This is a genomic window from Micromonospora sp. 4G55 (genome assembly GCF_016803375.1).
In genome coordinates, this window is sequence record NZ_JAEVHN010000048.1 from 1 (window position 1) to 20,121 (window position 20,121).

The 20,121-nt window shown below is 71.2% G+C and carries 17 protein-coding genes and 2 pseudogenes; 10 read left to right on the top strand and 9 right to left on the bottom strand.

Translation table 11 applies throughout. The annotated features are described in order from the left end of the window. Together JNW89_RS06935 and JNW89_RS06940 are read left to right on the top strand one after the other, a co-directional pair. On the top strand, nucleotides 1-418 hold a 418-nt coding region (locus JNW89_RS06935; RefSeq protein WP_238448210.1), incomplete at its 5' end, for a cellulose binding domain-containing protein. Nucleotides 419-647: 229 nt separating this feature from the next. Next, complete coding sequence (locus JNW89_RS06940; protein ID WP_238448211.1) at nucleotides 648-1,601, top strand: TerC/Alx family metal homeostasis membrane protein; 954 nt, start codon at nucleotides 648-650, stop codon at nucleotides 1,599-1,601. An 11-nt stretch (nucleotides 1,602-1,612) separates the two neighbouring features. Here JNW89_RS06940 and JNW89_RS06945 read toward each other — a convergent pair whose 3' ends face one another. From JNW89_RS06945 to JNW89_RS06955, 3 genes are all read right to left on the bottom strand, one after another. Further along, nucleotides 1,613-2,386, bottom strand: a complete 774-nt coding sequence (locus tag JNW89_RS06945) for a hypothetical protein (RefSeq protein ID WP_238448212.1) — start codon at nucleotides 2,384-2,386, stop codon at nucleotides 1,613-1,615. A 219-nt stretch (nucleotides 2,387-2,605) separates the two neighbouring features. Continuing rightward, nucleotides 2,606-3,595 carry a zinc-dependent alcohol dehydrogenase family protein gene (locus tag JNW89_RS06950; protein WP_306344818.1) on the bottom strand — a complete coding sequence of 330 codons (990 nt, stop codon included), beginning with the start codon at nucleotides 3,593-3,595 and terminating at the stop codon, nucleotides 2,606-2,608. A gap of 28 nt (nucleotides 3,596-3,623) precedes the next feature. Next, entirely contained in the window at nucleotides 3,624-4,373 is a 750-nt protein-coding gene (locus JNW89_RS06955) for an SDR family oxidoreductase (RefSeq protein WP_238448214.1), read from the bottom strand. A 363-nt stretch (nucleotides 4,374-4,736) separates the two neighbouring features. On the opposite strand from JNW89_RS06955, the gene JNW89_RS06960 reads away from it, so the two are divergent. After that, the gene (locus JNW89_RS06960; protein WP_238448215.1) at nucleotides 4,737-6,476 is read left to right on the top strand and encodes a S8 family serine peptidase; all 1,740 of its coding nucleotides are present in this window, start codon (nucleotides 4,737-4,739) and stop codon (nucleotides 6,474-6,476) included. Between the two features lie 22 nt (nucleotides 6,477-6,498). Further along, on the top strand, nucleotides 6,499-8,067 hold the full coding sequence (locus JNW89_RS06965; protein WP_238448216.1) for a hypothetical protein: 1,569 nt from the start codon (nucleotides 6,499-6,501) through the stop codon (nucleotides 8,065-8,067). Between the two features lie 42 nt (nucleotides 8,068-8,109). Here JNW89_RS06965 and JNW89_RS06970 read toward each other — a convergent pair whose 3' ends face one another. From JNW89_RS06970 to JNW89_RS06980, 3 genes are all read right to left on the bottom strand, one after another. Beyond that, nucleotides 8,110-9,150 (bottom strand): tetratricopeptide repeat protein, encoded by a 1,041-nt coding sequence (locus JNW89_RS06970; protein ID WP_238448217.1) that lies wholly within the window; start codon nucleotides 9,148-9,150, stop codon nucleotides 8,110-8,112. Between the two features lie 110 nt (nucleotides 9,151-9,260). Next, entirely contained in the window at nucleotides 9,261-11,084 is a 1,824-nt protein-coding gene (locus tag JNW89_RS06975) for a glycogen debranching N-terminal domain-containing protein (RefSeq protein ID WP_238448218.1), read from the bottom strand. After that, nucleotides 11,081-11,458 carry an SCP2 sterol-binding domain-containing protein gene (locus tag JNW89_RS06980; protein WP_238448219.1) on the bottom strand — a complete coding sequence of 126 codons (378 nt, stop codon included), beginning with the start codon at nucleotides 11,456-11,458 and terminating at the stop codon, nucleotides 11,081-11,083. The genes JNW89_RS06975 and JNW89_RS06980 overlap by 4 nt, the downstream gene beginning before the upstream one ends. Nucleotides 11,459-11,666: 208 nt before the next feature. On the opposite strand from JNW89_RS06980, the gene JNW89_RS06985 reads away from it, so the two are divergent. From JNW89_RS06985 to JNW89_RS07005, 5 genes and pseudogenes are all read left to right on the top strand, one after another. After that, nucleotides 11,667-12,044: an SCP2 sterol-binding domain-containing protein gene (locus JNW89_RS06985; RefSeq protein WP_238448220.1), complete on the top strand. Its 378-nt coding sequence runs from the start codon at nucleotides 11,667-11,669 to the stop codon at nucleotides 12,042-12,044. Beyond that, nucleotides 12,041-14,080: a glycogen debranching N-terminal domain-containing protein gene (locus JNW89_RS06990; RefSeq protein ID WP_238448221.1), complete on the top strand. Its 2,040-nt coding sequence runs from the start codon at nucleotides 12,041-12,043 to the stop codon at nucleotides 14,078-14,080. The genes JNW89_RS06985 and JNW89_RS06990 overlap by 4 nt, the downstream gene beginning before the upstream one ends. A 25-nt stretch (nucleotides 14,081-14,105) precedes the next feature. Beyond that, nucleotides 14,106-14,231 (top strand): annotated as a pseudogene (locus JNW89_RS06995) (response regulator transcription factor); the annotation flags it as partial. Between the two features lie 346 nt (nucleotides 14,232-14,577). Beyond that, a complete protein-coding gene (locus JNW89_RS07000; protein ID WP_238448222.1) occupies nucleotides 14,578-15,345 on the top strand; it encodes an ABC transporter ATP-binding protein in 768 nt (255 codons plus the stop codon). Then, nucleotides 15,345-17,894: an ABC transporter permease gene (locus JNW89_RS07005; protein WP_238448223.1), complete on the top strand. Its 2,550-nt coding sequence runs from the start codon at nucleotides 15,345-15,347 to the stop codon at nucleotides 17,892-17,894. The genes JNW89_RS07000 and JNW89_RS07005 overlap by 1 nt, the downstream gene beginning before the upstream one ends. Before the next feature lie 59 nt (nucleotides 17,895-17,953). On the opposite strand, the gene JNW89_RS07010 is transcribed toward JNW89_RS07005, so the two are convergent. The 3 genes from JNW89_RS07010 to JNW89_RS07020 all read right to left on the bottom strand — a co-directional run bounded on the left by JNW89_RS07010 (nucleotide 17,954) and on the right by JNW89_RS07020 (nucleotide 19,903). Continuing rightward, nucleotides 17,954-18,601 (bottom strand): HAD family phosphatase, encoded by a 648-nt coding sequence (locus tag JNW89_RS07010; protein ID WP_238448224.1) that lies wholly within the window; start codon nucleotides 18,599-18,601, stop codon nucleotides 17,954-17,956. 124 nt (nucleotides 18,602-18,725) lie between these two features. Then, entirely contained in the window at nucleotides 18,726-19,484 is a 759-nt protein-coding gene (locus JNW89_RS07015) for a neutral zinc metallopeptidase (RefSeq protein WP_238448225.1), read from the bottom strand. A 206-nt stretch (nucleotides 19,485-19,690) separates the two neighbouring features. Then, nucleotides 19,691-19,903, bottom strand: a complete 213-nt coding sequence (locus JNW89_RS07020) for a hypothetical protein (protein ID WP_238448226.1) — start codon at nucleotides 19,901-19,903, stop codon at nucleotides 19,691-19,693. A 38-nt stretch (nucleotides 19,904-19,941) separates the two neighbouring features. Here JNW89_RS07020 and JNW89_RS07025 point away from each other — a divergent pair. Then, nucleotides 19,942-20,121 (top strand): annotated as a pseudogene (locus JNW89_RS07025) (hypothetical protein); the annotation flags it as partial.

Below are 20,121 nucleotides of genomic sequence, written 5' to 3' on the forward strand. Positions count from 1 at the left end.
CGGCGGACCCGCGGTCGGCCGCGGCGGCCCAGCAGGCCACCACGCCCTCCGCGCGCACCCCGTCAGCGGCGGCGGGTCGAGCACCCCGGCCGCGTTGCGCGCCGCCTTCGCCATCGAGGAGCGCGCCCTGCTCAGCTACGGCGCCGACGTGACCATCAGCAACGCCGGTCGGACGAGGGTGACGAACTGGACCCTGGTCATCACCCTGCCTCGGGAATCCCTCGAAATCTCCTCGGTCAGCGGCGCCCGAGTCACCCGCGCGGGCGCGACCTGGACCTTCGTGCCGGACGAGACGACCGCAGAGGTGGCGGCCGGCAGCTCGGTCCTGGTCAGCTTCCGGGTCAGCGGCGCGCCGATCAGCTCGACCCCCACGGCCTGCACCATCGACGGCGCGGCCTGCACCGGCCTGCCCGACTGACGGACGCCGGCTGCCGGCTCGTGACATCAGCGGCGGGCCGACCCCGGACGGGTGACGCCCACCGAGCAGACAGCGATGCGCCATGATCGCTGGCTAAGCTCAGCGACGTTGCGCCGCGGCAACGGAACACCAGCTGACCGCTCCGCTCGCACGGTAGCCGCTTGCCTGATCCGGCTGCACGGCGGCGACAGCCGCCGTCGATTCCTCTGGTGGATGCGGAGGGCGTCTGATGGACCCGGGCATGTTCCCGGCTCCGCTCTGGGCCTGGGCCGCGATCGGGGCCGTCATCGCCGTCATGCTCGCGGTGGACGTGCTCTCCCACCGCGACAACCACGTGATCGAGCTGCGGGAAGCGCTGATCTGGAGCGGCGTCTGGATCGCCGCCGGACTGGCCTTCGGCCTGATCGTCTGGGTGGGGTGGGGCGGCGAGCCGGCGGTCGCGTACTACTCCGGCTACCTGTTGGAGAAGGCGCTCTCCGTCGACAACGTCTTCGTCTTCGCGCTGCTGTTCGGCTACTTCCGGGTGCCCGAGCAGTACCAGCACAAGGTGTTGTTCTGGGGTGTGGTCGGCGCACTCGCGTTCCGACTGGTCTTCATCTTCGCCGGGGCGGAACTGCTGCACCGGTTGGCCTTCGCCGGGTTCGTGCTCGGGGCGTTCCTGATCTGGACCGGGTGGCGGCTGGCGGTGCGCGGCGAACCCGACGTCGACCCCGACCGCAACGTCGTGGTCCGGTTCTTCCGGCGGGTGGTGCCGACCGAGCAGCGCTACCACGCCGACCGGTTCACCGTCCGGGTCGACGGCCGGCGGCGGGCAACGCTGCTGCTGGTGGCGCTGGTGGCGATCGAGGCGACCGACGTGGTCTTCGCGATCGACTCCGTGGCGGCGATCCTGGCCATCACCACCAACACCTTCCTCGTCTGGACGGCGACGGCGTTCGCCGTCCTGGGGCTGCGCAGCCTCTACTTCTGTCTGGCCGGACTGCTGCGGCACTTCGGCCACCTGCGTTACGGGTTGGCGGTGCTGCTGGCGTTCGCCGGGGCGAAGCTGATCCTGGCCGAGACGCCGGTGGGCACGCTGCCGCTCTGGCTCACCCTGCTGGTGGTGGTGCTGACCCTGTCGGTGTCGATCGGCTGGAGCGTCCTGGCGGCCCGCCGGGAACGGCGCCGCCACGCCGGCGGCTGAGGAGCTGCGCGTCACTTGCCGTAGTAGAAGTCGGCGGCCTCCCCCGCCCGCGCCGGCGCCTTGATCTGCTGTGGCTTCCCGTGGCCGCTCATCGTGGTGGTCATCGTCAGCTTCGGGCCCTCGCTGGGAGTGAGCTCCACCGTGAGCGAGGTGACCCAGCCCCGGTCGTCGGTCGTGATCGTGAACGGCGACAGGGGCATACCGAGCGAGACGAGGCTCGGCGCGCCCACGGGGAGAAACGACTCCACGTCCTTACCGTCCGGGTCGAAGCGGCCGGTCGAGGAGTGCGGGCCGGTCCGCCGCACCGAGGTGATCGTCGAGGTGAACGTCTTCAGGCCGGTCGGGTCGGCCCAGTCGAAGCGCAGGAAGGGGTCGTCCCGCTTCACCCGCTTCAGGTCGACGTGCACCCAGTCCTTCTCGTCGGACGGCCGTACGTAGCTGTCGGTCCCGATCACGATCCGGCTGCCCGCCGAAGGGTACTTCCCGCCGGTGACCGCGATCGTCGACTGGAAACGGCGCGCCTTCGGGTCGAAGACACCGGTGCCCTTGACGGACTCCCCCTCGGGCAGCTCGCCGCGCACCGCGTACCGGTGGGCGACGCCCTGCGACCGCTGCAACGCCTCGACCAACTCGGCCCGCGCGGTGTCGGGCGTCGGAGACGGCGCGGTGCTGCCGGCCCGGACCGTCGGCTCGGCCCGGGTGGGTTCCGTCGACCCGGTGCACCCAGCCGCGACGAGCAGGACGCCGGCCAGACCCAGCGTGAACAGAGTGGTGCGGTGTCTCATGGTGATTCCCCCGTGGTGACCGGCCGGACGGCCGGAACGAGGGCACGATAGCGAACGGCCGGTGCTGGCGGGGGCCCTGGCCACCTGGTCCGCCCTTGATGCCCGGTCCTCGTGGACGGGATCCGGCAGCGGATTCCTCGCACGGCCGGCGAGGACGTGACCACTCGAATGCTTCGGGGTGCACGGCGCAGGGAGGGCCTGCACGGTGCACGGCCTCGCTCAGCCGTCGATGTCGACGATGACCTTGCCGTCACTGGCTGCGCCGGCAACCAGCGCGTGGGCGTCCATGACCGTGTCGAGTGTGAACCGCCGTGGGTCCAGTCGTGGCCGCAGCGCGCCGGCCTCGGCCAGGGCCGCAGCCTCCCGCAGGATCTGGCCATGGTGCTCACGACCGCGCCCGGTGAGCATGGGCAGCAGGGTGAACACCCCGGAGTAGGTCGCGCCGCGGAACGACAGCGGCGCGAGCGAGTGCGACCCCCAGCCCAGCGCGCTGACGACGTGCCCGTGATAGGTACGCACCGCGGCGAACGAGGCGTCGAGTGTCGCACCACCGACGTTGTCGGCGATGATGTCGAAACCTTCACCCGCGGTGTACCTGCCGACGTACTCCTCGACACTGGTCGACGTGTAGTCGATCGGCTCCGCACCGAGACTCTCGATCACGCCCATGCTCGCCGGTGCGCCCGTCGCGTACACCTCGGCGCCGCGGGCCCGGGCGAGTTGGACGCCGACGTGGCCGACGCCGCCGGCGCCGCCGTGGACCAGTACCTTCTGCCCGGCGCGGACCCCGGCCCGGTCGATCAACCCCTCCCAGCAGGTGATCACGGCCAGCGGCAGCGCGGCGGCCTCACGCATCGACAGCGTCCGCGGCTTGCGCGCCAGCAGGCGGGCGTCCACGGCGGCGTACTCGGCCAGCGAGCCTTGCAGGTCGCCCACCCCGCCGGTGAGCCCGTACACCTCGTCGCCCACTTGGAAGCCGGTCACATCCGGGCCGAGCGCGACGACGACGCCGGCCAGGTCCAGACCGAGCACCGCCGGCAGTTCGACGCGCGCGTGCGGGGCCTTCCCGGCCTGGATCTTCGTGTCGAGCGGGTTCACCCCACTGGCCACGACACGCACGAGCACCTGACCCGAGCTGGCGACGGCTTGGCCGATCTCCTCGACTCGCAGCGGAACACCGAACTCTCGAAGCACTGCAGCACGCATCATCCACACCAGCCCTCCACCCGGCTCCTGCTCATTCCGGTTGCTGCTCCGCGAGCCAGTCGTCGAAGGTCGTGGACGCTATCCGGGCATCCGGTCCCGGCAGCAGCACGTTTCCCGCCATGTCCGCGCCGAGGATCGCCTCCCAGGTGGGGACAATCTTCATGACCCGTCCCATCGCCTGGTGGGTCCGGCGCGCCATGTCCACGAGGTCGTGACGGTCGGGGCCGGCCACATCGGGATGGCGTCCCTGCGGTGGGCCAGCTGCGGCCACTGTCAGGAATTCGGCGACGTCGGCCGGCGCGATCGGCTGGACGAGCAGTGGCGCCAGGTAGGCGATGCCATCCTGTTCGGTCCACTTGGTCACCGTCGCGGCGAAGTCGAAGAACTGGGTGGCGGGCACGATGGTCCACGGCACCGGTCCGGTGGATACCAGGCGCTCCTGCTCGCGCTTGCCCGAATAGTGCGCGGTTCCCGCGATGCGGTGTACCTCGACGATCGAGAGCACCACGTGGTGGCGTACCCCCGCCTGCTGCTCCGCTCTCAGCAGGTTCTGTGTGGTGGTGGCGAAGTACGTCGCCGTGGCCTCGCGGTCGGCGGGTGGCGCGCTGAGCGCGTCGATGACAGCGTCGACGCCGTTGAGGGCCTCGTCCAGTCCCCGTCCGGTCAGCAGGTCGACGCCGTGCGACCGGCTGATGGGTACCGGGTCGTGCCCGTGGCGTTGCAGGGCCGCCACGGTGAGGGACCCGATGTTGCCGGATGCGCCGGCGACCGCCACCCGCATGGTGCGCTCCTGTCTCAGACCCGGTGTGAGGCGCAGCGGGCGCGACAATCAGACGCGGGATCGCCGGCCCTACCTGACGACGCAGGACATGACCGGCCCGCGCGACAAGCGCCTCGATGAGTGGTCGAGCCTGGTGATCCGCCCGACCGCACCCGCCTGCCGAGCGGGCTCGATGCGCTGACAGCGCGGTGGTCGACGGCCTCGCCTGAGCTACAGGGTAGGGCCGGTCGGGGTGCCGGTTGGCGCGAATCGGGATGCCCGCGGGACCGGGCCGGCTGTGATCCAGGTCACTCCGGATGAACTTTCACCCGCCGATCACGTCCGGAGCACCCGGATACCTCTCGCGTTCATCCAGGGAGAATGATGCGTTCAGTTCACAAGATATCGGCGCTGGCACTGCTGGTGCTCGGCGTCTCGGCGGTGGCTCCGGGGGGTGCGCCGGCATCGGCGCAGCCCACGGCCGCGCAGCCGGCGACCACACCCAAGGTCGCGGCCAAGCCCCGGACGGTCACTCTGCTCACCGGCGACACCGTCCACGTCAGCACCGTGAACGGCCAGACCGCCGTCGACGTCGTGCCGGGCAAGGGACGGGAACGGATTCCGTTCATCACCCACAGCGCCGGCAAGGACGTGCGGGTCATCCCCGCCGACGCCGTCGGCCTGCTCAACCGGGGCAAGCTCGACGCGCGGCTCTTCGACGTCTCGACGCTGGTGGGCTTCGGTTACGACGACACCCGGGCCACCCTGCCGCTCATCGTCAAGCACAGCGGCGACGCCCCCGCCGGCCTCGCCGGCGCCCGGACCACCCGGAAGCTCTCCGGGGCGAGCGCTGTCGCCGAGAGCCGCACGGACGCGGTGTCCTTCTGGAACAACGTCACGTCCGCCGGGAGTGGCGCCGAGCGGCAGCTGCGGGCCGGGTTCGACAAGATCTGGCTCGACGGTCTGCGCCAGCCGACCCTCGACGTCAGCGTCCCGCTGACCGGCGCGCCGGAGGCCTGGAAGGCCGGCTGGACGGGAACGGGGGTGAAGGTCGGCGTGATCGACACCGGCGTCGACCAGACCCACCCCGACCTGGCCGGCCATGTCGCCGCTGCGGCGAACTTCACCGCCGACCCGGACACCCTCGACCGGGTCGGCCACGGCACCCACGTCGCCTCCACCATCGCCGGCAGCGCGGCAGCGTCGCAGGGCCGATTCAAGGGCATGGCGCCCGGCGCGAGCCTCTACAGCGCCAAGGTCTGCGTGGAGCAGGGCTGCCCGGAGTCGGCGATCGTGGCCGGCATGACCTGGGTGGCGGAGCAGGGCGTCAAGGTCGCCAACATGAGCCTCGGCGGACCGGACAGCCCGGAGACCGACCCGATCGAGGCGGCCATGGCCGACCTCACCCACCGCTACGGCGTCCTCTTCGTCGTCGCCGCGGGCAACAGCGGCGAGGCCGGCGAGTCCACGGTGAACTCGCCCGGCAGCGTGACCGAGGCGCTGACCGTGGGCGCCGTGACCAAGACGGGCTGGCTGGCCTCGTTCTCGAGCCGTGGTCCGCGCACGGGCGACGCCGGCATCAAGCCGGACATCACCGCGCCCGGCGTCGGCATCCTCGCCGCCCGCAGCTCGACCTCCGGCATGGAGCCGGACTCCGAGAACCCGCAGTACACCAGCCTCAACGGCACCTCGATGGCCACTCCGCACGTGGCCGGCGCGGCGGCGATCCTGGCCCAGCAGCACCCGGACTGGACGCCTGAGCAGATCAAGTCCACGCTGATGGCAGCCGCCCAGCCGAACGCCGCCATCGGCGTCTACGAGCAGGGTGCCGGCTTCCTCAACGTCGGCCGGGCGATCCAGCAGACTGTCACGGCGAGCCCGGTCAGCGTCGCCTTCGAGCGGACCGCCACCGCGCAGCAACGCACGATCACGTACGCGAACAGCGGCTCCTCCGCCCTCACCCTGGCGGTGTCCCTCGACGCCAAGGACGCCGACGGCGCCCCGGCGCCGGCCGGCCTGTTCAGCCTCAGCGCCTCCTCGGTGACGGTCCCGGCCGGCGGCACGGCCACCGTGACCGTCGGCGTGCAGGCCGGCGCGACCTGCCGACCGCTACTTCGGCGGTGAGGTTACCGCCGCCGGCGGCGGCGTGCAGGTGCAGACCCCGGTCGCGCTCGACATCGCCCGCAGCGAGCTGACCCTGAAGCTCGTCGGGCCGGACGGCGGAGCGCCCACGGCCGAGCAGGGCTGGGTGACCCTCCTGACCGATCTGGATCGGCAGACCATCCTGGTCTTCGACAACCCCGCGGTCACCAGGCACCGGATCCGTCCGGGCCGTTACCTGGTTCAGACCTATCTGTTGACCGGCGACCCGTACCTCCCGGACGTCGCTTCGCTGATGCGCCCGAGCCTCGACCTGACCACGGACCAGGCGCTCACCATGGACGCCCGCCTGGCGAAGCCGATCGCGGTGTCGGTGCCGAACCCGAAGGCCACCGCGATTCATCAGGAGTTGGGCTGGACGATCCGGCTCGAGCAGCCGCAGATCTGGGGCAGCAACGACCCGTTCGGCGTACTGATGGGCATCCCCTTCGACCACCTGCGAACGGCGCAGATCGGGGCCGGCGAGACGGCCGGCTTCGTCTCCTACGTCAACGGGATGTGGGGCCAGGTGCGCCAGCGCAGCCTGCACAACAGCCCGTACGCCTACCGGGTCTACCTGTACGAGCCGGAGAAGATGATGACCGGGCTGACCCGCGATCTGCGCGCGGACGACTTCGCCACGGTCCGCTCGCAGATCAGCGCGGACGTGGCCGGCGTGCCGGTTGCCCGGACCGCGGTGGCGCACACGCCCGGCAACTCGCCGATCTACCGCGACGAGCGCAATATCCCGCCGAGCTTCACCTACGACGCGCCGAGCATCATCACGGAGTACTACAACCAGGACAAGCAGGCGGTGTGGAAGTCGACCTCGGCCCAGCCGAGGTACACGTACTACGAGTCGGCGTGGACCAGCTTCCAGCCCGGGCGCACGTACACGGTGAAGTGGGCCAACGCGGTGGCCGGGCCGGTCTTCCCGGAGCCGAACTTCGGCCAGCAGTTCGCCACCCGCTACTGGGGCGACCTGATCGGCGGGCCGGGGCCGCTGCACGGCGACGGCACCGGGCACATGGGCTTCCGACACGTTCGCGGCGGCAGCGTGCAGGTGAACCTCTACCGCAACGGGGTCAAGGTCGGCGACCGGAACGAGACGCCCTGGGTGTGGAACGTGCCTGCGGAGACGGGTGACTACCGGCTGGCCGCGACCTTCCGCAGCGACCCGGCGTTCACCCTGTCGACGGTGGTCGACGCGGAGTGGACCTTCAAGTCCGGGCACGTGGGCGACGGCGAACTGGTGAAGCTGCCGATGACGGCGATCCGGTTCACTCCGGAGCTCAACATCAACAACCGGGCGCCGGCCAACCGGCTGTTCGAGATCCCGATCTCGCTCGACCGTCAGGTCGGGGCGGCGCCGGGCCAGACCAGCAGCTTGACCGTCGACGCGTCCTTCGACGACGGCAAGACCTGGCAGCAGCTGACCGTGCAGCGGTCCGGCGAGAAGGCGGTCGTCCGGGTGTACAACCCGGCCGGCACCGGCTTCGTCTCGCTGCGGGCCGCCGCGACGGACACCAGCGGTAACACGGTCAAGCAGACCATCATCCGCGCCTACCAGTACTGACGGTGGGCCCCGGACGCGCGCCGCACCGGCGCCGCGTCCGGGTCACCGGTGCCAGAGCAGCCGGTCGCGGATCCGCCGGGCCATCGGCGAGTCCGTCCCGTCGAGCTCGGCGAGGGCCTCGCTCCAGGCCTGCCCGGCCAGTGTCGGGTCGCCGTTGGCGGAGTGGAAGTCGCCGATGGAGACCAACACCTCCGCGGTGTGGTGGGTGGCCCGGGCGTCGCGGAAGATGTCGATCGCCTGCTGCCAGGTGGCCATCGCGTGCGGCACGTCGTCGATCATCGAGTACGTGTGCGCCAGCCAGGCCTGGGTGGTGCCCATCCCGTGCAGGTCACCGAGGGCCTCGAACTGTCGCCGCGCCTCGACGAACATGCCCAGCGCCTCAACGTGCCGGCCGAGCCAGCCCTGTGCCCGCGCGATGACGAGCAGGGCGTTGGTGGCGCCCCGCACGTTGCCTTCGGCGCGAAAGAGCGCCCGCGCGGCCTCCGCATGCCGGATCGCCTCGTGGTAGCGCCGCTGGTCCAGCCGGATCTCGGCGATGTTGTTCTCCGCGTGGCCCTGCTCGTTGCGCCGGCCGAGCCGCTCGAAGAGCGCCCGGGCGTGCTGCAGGTGCGACAGCCCGCGGTCCAGATCGGCCAGGAAGTAGCAGGCGCCGGCGAGGCTCCGGTGCAGCAGGGCCTGGGCGGCGGGGTCGTCGCCGGTCGCGGCGAGGCCGGTGGCCATCGTCGCCGCCCACTGCCGGAACTGCCCGGTGTCCTGGAAGAAGTTCTGCAGGGCCAACGCGATCTGCCAGGCCGTGCCGGGCCGGCCGCGCTCCTTGGCCCGCGCGACGATGGTGGTCAGCACCCGCTGCTCGGCGGCGAACCAGGCCATCGCGTCGGCCCGGCCGACGAAGCCGCGCCCGGTGACCCCGTGCTCGGACGGCTTCGGCTCCGGCAGCGGCACCTGCGGCTGCAACGGCAGATGCGCCGCGTACGCACTGAGCTGGTAATAGTCGTAGACCCGCTCGATGGCAGCGTCCCGCTCGGCCGCGTCGTCGTGCTCCTCCCCGAGCTCCACGGCATAGGCGCGCAGCAGATCGTGCATCCGCCACCGGCCGTCGCCGGGCTGGACCAGCAGCTGCGAACCGAGCTCGGCGAGCAGGCCGCGGGCGGAGCGCAGGGACAGGCCGCCCAGGGCGGCCGCCGCTTCCGCGCTCAGCTCCCCGCCCGGGTGCAGGGGCAGCAGCCGGAAGAGCCGGGCTGCTCGGGAGTCAGGGCCCGGTAGGACCAGGAGAAGATCGCCTCCAGGTCGGCGTGGGTGTCCCCGAAGCCGGCCAGCCGACCGTCGGCCTCGGCCAGCTCGCCGGCGACCGCGGGCAGGCTGAGCCCGGGCCGGCCGACGCTGCGGGTGGCCACCAGCGCCAGGGCCAGCGGCAGCCGACCGCACCGCGCGATGATCTCGTCGACGGCGGCCGGGTCGGCGGCCGCCTCGTCGCCGAGCCGGCGGGTGAGCAGCTCGCGGGCCTCGGCGTGGGTGAGCAGGTCGAGGTGCAGCGGGTGGGCGCCCGCCTGACCGGCCACACCGGTGATCCGGCGGCGGCTAGTGGCGATGACGAGACTGCCGCCGGTGCCGGGCAGCAGGTGCCGGATCTGGTCCCAGTCGCGGCAGTTGTCGAGCAGGATCAGCATCCGACGCTCGGCCAGGATGCTGCGGTAGAGGCCAGCCTGGGCGTGCAGCTCGGCCGGGATGGCGGCGGGCGCGACCCCGAGGGACCACAGGAAACCGCGGGATTCCTTCCAGCACTGGTTCTCCAGCCCGGTCTGTTCGTTGCGGCGCTGGTACCAGACGTAGCCGTCGCCCATGATGTCGCCGTACTCGTCGATCCAGTGCAGGGCCGCCCGCGCCTCGTCCTCGAACTCCCGCACCGTATCGGCGTCTCCGGTCCACCGCTCGTACTCGTCGAGCAGAACCACGTACAGCGGGGTCACGTCGGCGGCCCCGTAGTAGGGGGCCTGCGGGCGTTCCTCGAACGCGACCAGTTCCCCGTAGCGGAACTCCCGCAGGATCTTGCCCGGCTCCTCGTCCCGGAAGTCGTCGAGCACCGCGCCCTGGTCGATGCCGAGCATGTGCAGGGCGGCGCGGGCGAGGTCCGGTGCGAACGGCAACGCCTGCAGGCTGGCGAAGATGGGTTCCCGGCCGGCGAGGGTCGCGCTCCACGGCAGACCTGCCGCGGGCAGCGCCTCGGCCGGTAGCGTCAGCGGCGAGTACCCCAGCGCGGCGAGATCGACGAGGCACTGCCGGTACGTCCGCTCCAGTGGCTCCCAGTCGCAGTTCAGCTGCGGAGCCGTGCCGAGCCACTGTTGGAGGTTCCGCTCGAGCCGGAATCTGTCCCGCCGGCGGCGGCCGGGATGGAGATGCTCCCGGACGTCCTCACCGTCCGGGCGCAGCACCAGGCCTCGGACGTGCAGCGTCGTGGTCCACTGGCCGTGCGGTTCGATCCGGATCTGGTACGTCAGCCCCCGTTCGTCGACCTGCGCCGGCTCGGTGGTGGAGGAGATGACCGTCTCCCGGCGGAACGCGTCCCGCTGGTAGCCGAGATGCAGCCGGCCGTTCTCGACGCGCCGGTACAGCCGACCCTTCGGCGTACGTCCCTGTGCCGCCACGATCAGCGGCATGAAGTCGGAGTCCGCCTCCACGTGGACGGTGATCTCGGCCGGTTCGCGGGAGTGGTTGAGCACCGTCAGCTGCTCCTCGAAGCTACCGGCCACCGACCGCTCCCGGATCACCGACACCTTCGCGTCGACGTAGTGGGTGGGTTCGCCGGGCACCAGGAAGAAGCGCACCTCGAAGTAGGACGGGTCGTCGCGGGCGAGCGGGCTCAGCCGTTCACCGTTGAGGGTCAGCCGCCACAGGGACAGGAACCGGGTGTCGTACGAGTAGAACCCGCACGGCACGGTGGGCTTCGCCTCCAGGTCCCCACTGCCGTCGCTCAGCACGAAGATGTTGCCGTCGAGGATCCTGACGAGGTCCGTCTTCATCCGCGCCCCCCACGGTCACGCACGAGGTCGCGCGGATGTCGCGCCCCTGGCGGAGGTGCGAAGAGCCGCTCCAGCAGGACGATGAACCGGAACTTTCCCTCGCTCGTTATCTCGTTCCTTATCCACGCCGGGAGCGGTTTGGCCTCGCCACGGACCATGCGATCGAAGAAGGCACGGTCGGTACGGATGACCGCATCGGCGTCGCCGTCCCGTTGTGACACGCGAACGGCGCCCCCGCGGATCTCCACGAACCAGTGGTCGACCTCCTGGTCGTGTTCCAGGTCGAATCGGATGGTGCCGTTCGTCTTCTTCAGCACGCGTTCGTGGCCGTGTCGTTCGAGCGCGTCGAAGAATTTCCGGGTCGTCTCCGACATGGCACCACCCCTGCAGAAGAATCGCGACCAGGGTGCAGCCTCGCTCAGATTGCGGTGCCCTGACCTCACCCGGACCGGATGAGATCGCCGGGCCACCCACGCAGGCACTGACGTTTCATCCGGTGCGGGTGATGCGGCGATCCGCCGCCACCGGTCATCGTGAGGGTGGCTGCTCGTCCGGGCTCGGGGGACCTACCGGAGGAGGCTCATGTCGAATCCCACCGCGAACTTCTTCGACGCGCTCGACCGGCGGGGCCACGAACCCCTCCTTGAGGACGCCGTCGGCAGCATCCGGTTCGACCTCGAACAGGACCACGAGGTCGACCACTGGTTGCTGGTGATCAGACGCGGCGATGTCCACGTCTCGCGGGAGGAGAGCGGGGCCGACTGCGTGCTCAGGGGCAGCCGAGCGGCCTTCGACCGGATCGTCACCGGCAGGTCGCACATCTACGCGGCGTGGGTGCGTAACGAACTCAGGGCCGAAGGTGACGTGCGGCTTGCCCGTTTACTCCAGCGGGTGATGCCGGGGCCACCCGGCGCGCAGCACCCACGGGAGTTCGCCCACCGGAAGAGCGGACCGGCATGAGCGACGGACTCGTTCGACTGCTGGACGGCAACACGTTCGTGGTCAGTGAGGAGACCGGCGACATCGACGCGTCGCCGGCCATCCCGACCGGCTTTTTCTCGTTCGACACCCGGTTTCTGTCGAAATGGATCCTCTCCATCAACGGTGAACGGGTCAACGCGCTCACCGTTGAGGAGGTCGACTACTTCGAGAGTCGATTCTTCATCGTCCCGACCGTCCTGACTCCGCTGGTGGACATCAGCGTGTCGGCCATTCGCGAGCGCTCGCTCGGCGAGAGCTTCAACGAGCGGCTGACCGTGATCAACCACGAACCCGGGCCCGTCGACCTGCGGATCCGGATCGACATCGAGAGCGACTTCGCCGACCTTTTCGAGATCAAGGACGTGCGCAACAAGAAGGGCCGGCACTACGCCCGGATCGAGGACGGGTGCCTGCGGCTCGGCTATCGGCGAGAGACGTTCCACCGGGAGACGTCGATCTCCTCCACCGAGCCGGCGCAGATCGACGAGCGGGGGTTGACGTACGACGTCCGGCTCGAACCGCACGGCGAGTGGGTCACCGACATCCACGTGCGGGCACTGGGCGTGGACGGACGTGATCTTCGGGAGAGTCTGCAGGGCTCGCCCGCTCGGGGCCGCCGGCAGTTGCGGCAGGACCTGGACCGTTGGCTCGCGGAGGCCCCCCGTCTGACCTGCGACTCCCCCACGTTGGCGATGACCTACCGGCGCAGCCTGGCCGATCTCGCCGCGCTGCGCTTCATGCCGCTCACCGGCGGCGGACAGGCCCTGCCCGCCGCCGGCCTGCCGTGGTTCATGGCGATCTTCGGCCGGGACAGCATCTTCACCAGCCTGCAGGCGCTGCCGTTCGTGCCGGAACTGGCGCTCACGACGCTGCGCCTGCTGGCGCTGTTGCAGGGCGTCGTCCTCGACGACTTCCGCGAGGAGGAGCCGGGGAAGATGCTGCACGAACTGCGGTACGGGGAGACGATCGGCTTCGAGGAGCAGCCCCACTCGCCGTACTACGGCAGCGCCGACTCCACCCCGCTGTCCGTGATCCTGCTCGACGAGTACGAACGGTGGACCGGAGACGCCACCACGGTGCGACTGCTGGAGCGGTCCGCGAGAGCCGCGCTGCACTGGATCGACGAGTACGGCGACCTCATGGGCGACGGCTACGTCTGGTACCAGCGCCGCAACGAGCGCAACGGGTTGGAGAACCAGTGCTGGAAGGACTCCTGGGACGCCATCTCCTTCCGGGACGGCACCCTGCCCGCGCTGCCCCGGGCGACCTGTGAGCTGCAGGGCTACGCCTATGACGCCAAGATCCGCGGCGCCCGGCTGGCCCGAGAGTTCTGGAACGACCCCGACTACGCCGACCGGCTCGAACGCGAGGCGGCCGACCTGAAACAGCGCTTCAACCGCGACTTCTGGGTCGCCGAGGGCGAGTACTACGCCCTCGCCCTCGACGGCGACGGCCACCAGGTCGACGCCCTGGCCTCCAACATCGGGCACCTGCTGTGGAGCGGCATCGTCGAGGAATCCCGCGCGGCCAGCATCGCCGAACACCTGCTCGGCCCCCGACTCTTCTCCGGCTGGGGAGTACGCACCCTCGCCGAGGGGGAGGGCCGCTACAACCCGCTCGGCTATCACGTCGGCACCGTCTGGCCCTTCGACAACGCGTTCATCGCGTGGGGGCTGCGCCGCTACGGCTTCACCCGCGAGGCGGGACGCATCGCCGAGGGGATCATCGACGCATCGCACCACTTCCAGGGCAGGCTGCCGGAGGCCTTCGGCGGATACGACCGGACGCTGACCCGGTATCCCGTGTTGTACCCCACGGCGTGCAGTCCACAGGCGTGGTCCACGGGCAGCTCCCTGTTGTTGCTGCGGACCATGCTCGGCATGGAGCCCCGCGGGAACCACCTGGTGACCAGGCCGGCCGTGCCCCCGGGCATGGGCCGGATCGAGTTGCTCGGCATTCCCGGCCGGTGGGGCCGGGCCGGCGCCCTGGGACGCGCCCACCCGGAGCGGCGCTGACCGCTGGGCGGTGGCAACTGTGACGCTGTCGGTCAGCGAGACCACCATCAAGACCCACGTCGGGCATGTGCTGACCAAGCTGGGGCTGCGCGACCGGGTGCAGGCGGTGGTGCTGGCGTACGAGTCGGGGCTGGTGCGCTCGAAGGCCTGAGCCGGCTACGTCACGGGGCGTACTCAAGGAGCCGCCGGTGGGGCGACGGCCCGGTTGCCGTGGTCACCTACCGTCACAAAAGACGGCGCGGCGCGGTTGACCATGACGTGGCGTCAGGTTCTAGCGTCGGTTCCGGCGCCGTCCCGGCGGGCGGAAACGCGTTCGACCGGTCGTCGGCTCAGGGGCAACCCTGATCCCGGGTCGGGGCCGACCCGCAGTGCGAAATCCGCATCCGCTCCGCCGGGAGTCGGACGGAATCGGGGCGCGCGGCACCGAGGATGGAACCAGCCCCACCGACCAGCGGGGGCGGCGGGGACACCGCAGGCAGACGGAAGAGGTATATGACGTGACGGCGACGGTAGGCCGGCAGGCGCAGGCCGCGGCCAGGGCCAGCGACGTGTGGAAGGTGTACGGCAGCGGCGAGGCGCAGGTCGCCGCGCTGCGGGGGGTGAGCGCCGAGTTCGAGCGCGGCCGGTACACGGCGATCATGGGCCCGTCGGGTTCGGGCAAGTCGACGCTGATGCACTGCCTGGCGGGGCTGGACTCGGTCACCAAGGGCACGGTGCACATCGGCGACACGACGGTGACCGGGCTCGGCGACGCCGGGCTGACCAAGCTGCGGCGGAACAAGGTCGGTTTCATCTTCCAGCAGTTCAACCTGCTGCCGACGCTGACCGCCCAGGAGAACATCCTGCTGCCGCTCTCCATCGCCGGCCGCAAGCCCGAGCAGGCCTGGTACGACACGGTGATCGACACGGTCGGCCTGCGGGACCGGCTGGGGCACCGCCCGGCGCAGCTCTCCGGCGGTCAGCAGCAGCGGGTGGCGTGCGCCCGGGCGCTGGTCGCCCGACCCGAGGTGATCTTCGCCGACGAGCCGACCGGCAACCTCGACTCCCGCTCCGGCGCGGAGGTGCTGAACTTCCTGCGCAACTCGGTACGCCAGCACGGCCAGACCATCGTGATGGTGACCCACGACCCGACCGCCGCCGCGTACGCCGACCGGGTGATCTTCCTGGCCGACGGGCAGATCGTCTCGGAGCTGATCGAGCCGACCGCCGACACCGTGCTGGACACCATGAAGAAGCTCGACACGCCGGCCGAGGTGGCGCGCTGATGTTCCGCGCAACCTGGAAGAGCCTGCTGGCACGCAAGGTACGCCTCATCCTCTCCGGCCTGGCCGTGGTGCTGGGCGTCATGTTCGTCTCCGGCGCGTTCGTGCTGACCGACACGCTCGGCCGCTCGTTCGACGCCGTCTTCGCCGACGCGTACGAGGGTGTCGACGTCAACGTCTCCGCCAAGCCGAAGATCGCCCTCAGCGAGACCGAGGGTGAGCAGGTGCCCGCGGCGATGCCGGCCGCGACGCTGGAGAAGGTCCGCACGGTCGGCGGGGTGGCCGAGGCCACCGGGATCGTCGCCGCCGACGGCGCCCGCCTGATCGGCAGCAACGGCAAGGTGGTCACCTCGTTCGGGCCGCCGCAGCTCGGCCAGAACTGGGTGGGCGAGAGCGACCTGGTCAAGCTGCGCGAGGGCCGCGAGCCGCGCGCCGACGACGAGATCGTGATCAACGGGGCGCTGGCGCAGGCCGCGAAGGTCAAGGTCGGCGACCGGGTCGGCGTGCTGACCCTGGAGCCGAAGAAGGACTTCACCGTGGTGGGCGTCTTCGGTTACAGCGGTGACCGGGACTCCCTCGGCGGCGCCAACGAGATCGCCTTCACCACCCCGGTGGCGCAGCGGCTGATGCTCGGCGAGCCGGACGTGTTCACCAACATCAGCGTGAAGGCCGCCGACGGGGTCGGCGAGGCCGCGCTGCGCGACGACATCGCCGCCGCGGTCGGCGGCGACTTCGAGGTCAAGACCGGCGAGCAGCTCTCCGCCGACGCCTCGGCAGGGCTGAAGGAGGGGCTCTCCTTTTTCAACAAGATCCTGCTCGGCTTCGCCGCGGTGGCGCTGCTGGTCGGCACCTTCCTCATCCTCAACACCTTCTCGATCATCGTGGCGCAGCGCACCCGGGAGCTGGCCCTGATGCGGGCCATCGGGGCCAGCGGCCGGCAGATCATCGGCTCGGTGGTGCTGGAGGCCGTGGCGGTGGGCCTGATCGCCTCCGTGCTCGGACTGGGCGCCGGCATCGGCGTCGGCGCGCTGCTGGCGTACCTGTTCGGCAAGCTGGCGGGCGGGCTGGCGCTGGCCGGCATCGGCGTGCCGGCGGCCGCGGTGATCGGCGCGTTCTCGGTGGGTCTGGTGATCACCGTGGTGGCGGCGCTGCTGCCGGCGCTGCGGGCGTCGCGGATCCCGCCGATCGCGGCGATGCAGGACGTGGCCACCCCGGACCGCCCGCTGACCAAGGTGACGGTGGCCGGCGCGATCGTCACGGGGATCGGCGGCACGCTGCTCTTCCTGGGGCTCAGCGGCAACGCCGGGGACAACACCCTGGCCACCATCCTCGGCGGCGTGCTGTTCGCCTTCATCGGGGTGGCGCTGCTGACCCCGCTGATCAGCCGGCCGGTGGTGTCCCTGCTCGGGGCGCTGTTCGCCTGGTCGGTGCCGGGCAAGCTGGGCCGGCTCAACTCGGGCCGTAACCCGCGCCGCACCGCGATCACCGCGGCCGCGCTGATGGTCGGCATCGCGCTGGTCACCGGCGTGACGGTGATCCTCGACTCGGCCAAGGGCAGCATCAGCGCGCTGGCCGAGGACCAGATCAAGGCCGAGCTGGTGATCTCCGGGGTGCAGGGCGGTCCCCGCCCGCCGAGCTTCGACCCGGCGGTGCTCGAGAAGTCCGCCAGCATCCCGGGCGTCCAGATGGTCGACGGCGAGTACGGCGACATGGCGGTGGTCAACGGCGAGCGCACCTGGGTGGCGGCGTCGAGCAACGTCGCCTCGCTGGAGCGGATCTTCGGGGCGAAGGCCACCGCCGGTGACATCAGCCGGCTGGCGCCGGATCAGATGCTGTTCAGCTCGGACACCGCGAAGTCCCGCAACGTGTCGGTCGGCTCGAAGGTCACCGTCCAGCTGTCCCGGGGCGAGGCCCGCACGTACACGGTCAGCGGCATCTACGAGAGCTCGCAGCTGACCAACCCGGTGGTGCTGCCGCCGCAGGCGGCGCGGGACTTCGCCATCCCGCAGCCGATCCAGGGCTTCCTGCAGCTCGCCCCCGGCGCCCGGGTCGCCGACGTGCAGCCGCAGGTCGAGACGCTGCTCGCCGACAGCCCCGAGGTGTCGGTGGCCGACCGGGCCGCCTTCATCGAGCAGCAGACCAGCCAGCTGGACACTCCGCTGCGGATGATCCAGATCCTGCTGGCGCTGGCCATCGTGATCGCGGTGCTGGGCATCATCAACACCCTGGCCCTGTCGGTGCTGGAGCGGACCCGCGAGCTGGGCCTGCTGCGGGCGATCGGGCTGCGCCGGGCGCAGACCATGCGGATGATCACCGTCGAGGCGGTGGTGATCTCGGTCTTCGGCGCGCTGCTCGGCGTGGCGGTCGGCACCGGGCTCGGCGCGGCGGTGGTCGAGGCGCTCAAGGACGAGGGCATCACCGATCTGATCCTGCCGTGGGGTCAGATGGGGATCTTCCTCGGGCTGGCCGCGATCATCGGGGTGATCGCCGCGGTGCTGCCCGCGGTGCGCGCCGCGCGGATCAACGTGCTGGGCGCCATCGCCCACGACTGATCCTCAGCAGGGAGAGACGAAGGGGCCCCGCCGGTCGGCGGGGCCCCTTCGCGCGTGGTTCAGGCCGGCGGTTCGCCGAGCAGCGCGGCCAGCAGCTCCAGGTCCGCCGCGGTCAGGCTCTCCACCTGGTGTACGCCGTCGATCGGCGCGATCGGCACCTCCGCGGGCACCGCCAGCACCGCCGCGCCGGCGGCGAGCGCGCTGGCCACCCCGGTCGGCGAGTCCTCGATCGCCACGCACCGGCCGATCGGCACGTCCAGCAGCCGCGCCGCCGTCAGGTACGGCTCCGGGTGCGGCTTGGCCAGGTCCACCTCGTCACCGCAGACCACCGCGTCGAAGCTGTCCCGCCCGAGGGTGTCCAGGGCCACCTCGACCAGCGGTCGCCCGCTGGAGGTCACCAGCGCGGTGGGGATGCCGGCGGCGCGTACCGCCCGGAGCAGGGTCAGCGCGCCGGGCCGCCAGCGCAGCCCGGTGCGGAACAGCTCCAGGATGCGGGCGTTGATCCAGTCGATGCTGGTCTGCGGGTCCCGCTCCGGTTGGCCGAGGTCGTCGTGCACGATCCGCATCGACTCGGCCATGCTTGTGCCGATCACCGCGCGGCGGGCGCCGTCGGAGAGCGTGCCGCCGTACTCGGCCGCCAGCTCGCGCAGCGCGACGTCCCACAGCTTCTCGCTGTCGACCAGGGTGCCGTCCATGTCGAATAGCACGGCGGCGGGGTGTGGGCTGCTCAGCGGGGGCCTCCTCCGGCCGGGATGGTGTCGGGGCGATCCTCTCAGCCCGGCCCGGGCGGCCCGCCGCCCTCCCCGCGGAAGGTGACCTGGACGATCCCGCTCAGCCGAGGTCGCAGGCGTCCAGGGAGTTCTCGTAGCCGCGGAAGAACGAGTCGGTGCGCTGCTCGGCGGTGCCGTGCGAGCCCTCCGCGAACCACGGCTGGTCGGGGTCGTCACCGACGGCGAGCAGCCCCTCGCGGAACTCGTCGAGGTCGCCCGTGTCCAACGTCAGCACGCCCGAGCGGACCGAGTCACCCAGGTACGCCCCGGCCATGCAGTCGGCCTGCAACTCCTGCTGGATGGTGAAGTTGTAGCGGATGCCGAGGCGTACCTGGATGCCGTGGGCGTACTCGTGGCCGAGCAGGTAGAACACGAACGCGTCGCCGACCTGGCGGAACGCGGCCACCGACCAGTTGACGTCGTAGGCGATGAAGTCACCCTGGGAGCAGTAGACGGCGTTGTTGCGCGGCAGCGCCTGGCCGCCGCAGGCGACCTCCCCCTCGCGCTGGTAGGGGACGATCCGGCGGATCGGGCGGAACTGCTGGCCGGAGGCCTTGAACTGGGCGCCCCAGTAGTCCTCGGCGATGTTCACCGCGTCGCCGATGTCGGTCTTGAACTCCTCGACGCTGGTGGTGCCGTCGGCCCGTGTGGTCTGCGGGCCCGGCGAGGCGGCCTGCCCGGACTGCCTGGGTGCCGGTTCCCGGGGCTCCTGCGAGCCGCTCTCCCCCACCCCGCCGACGGCGCAACCGGCCGCCACCACCAGCGCCACCACCGCCGCGGCGAGCGAGCCGCGCGACTGCGATCCCGAGCGTGCCGTCACAGTTGCCCTCCCAGGCGTCGCGGCCGATGCCGTCGGTGTACCCCGACCGTGGATTGATCATGCCGGCCGACGACCGCCGGGACCACAGGCGGACGACCGGGACTCAGCTGTCCCGCAGGAGGAGTAGCGCCCACGCCCGACCGGGTCCAGGTGGAGCTGACGATGCCGGCGCCGGAGCGTACCCGTCGTGGTGGCGCGGTGCCCGCCTACCAGGATCCGGAATTGTGGCCGCGATGGGTGACGTGGCCCTGGGTGGCGTGCCGGGCTGCTTCGTATCGCTGCTGCTCCGCAAGCGCAGCCTGCCCGGCCATCCGGTTCTCCGCGGAGGCTGTCCGCTCCCGGTCCCGCCAGGCGACCCAACCGACCACCGCGGCCAGGACTGCGCCGAGCGCCCCGAGTATCACCCAGGTCATCGTCATCACTCCACGGTAGACCCGGAACGCTAAGCTGCGCCCCCATGACGGGGATCGATTTCGACGATCACGAACGGGAACGCTGGGCGGGGCGCGCGGCGGCGTACCAGCGCACTTTCGCCCGGCTCTGCGCGTACCCGGCGGGGGCGCTTCTGGACGCGGCGGGCGCCGGGGCCGGCATGCGGGTGCTCGACGTGGCACCGGTCCCGGCACGGTGGCGGCAC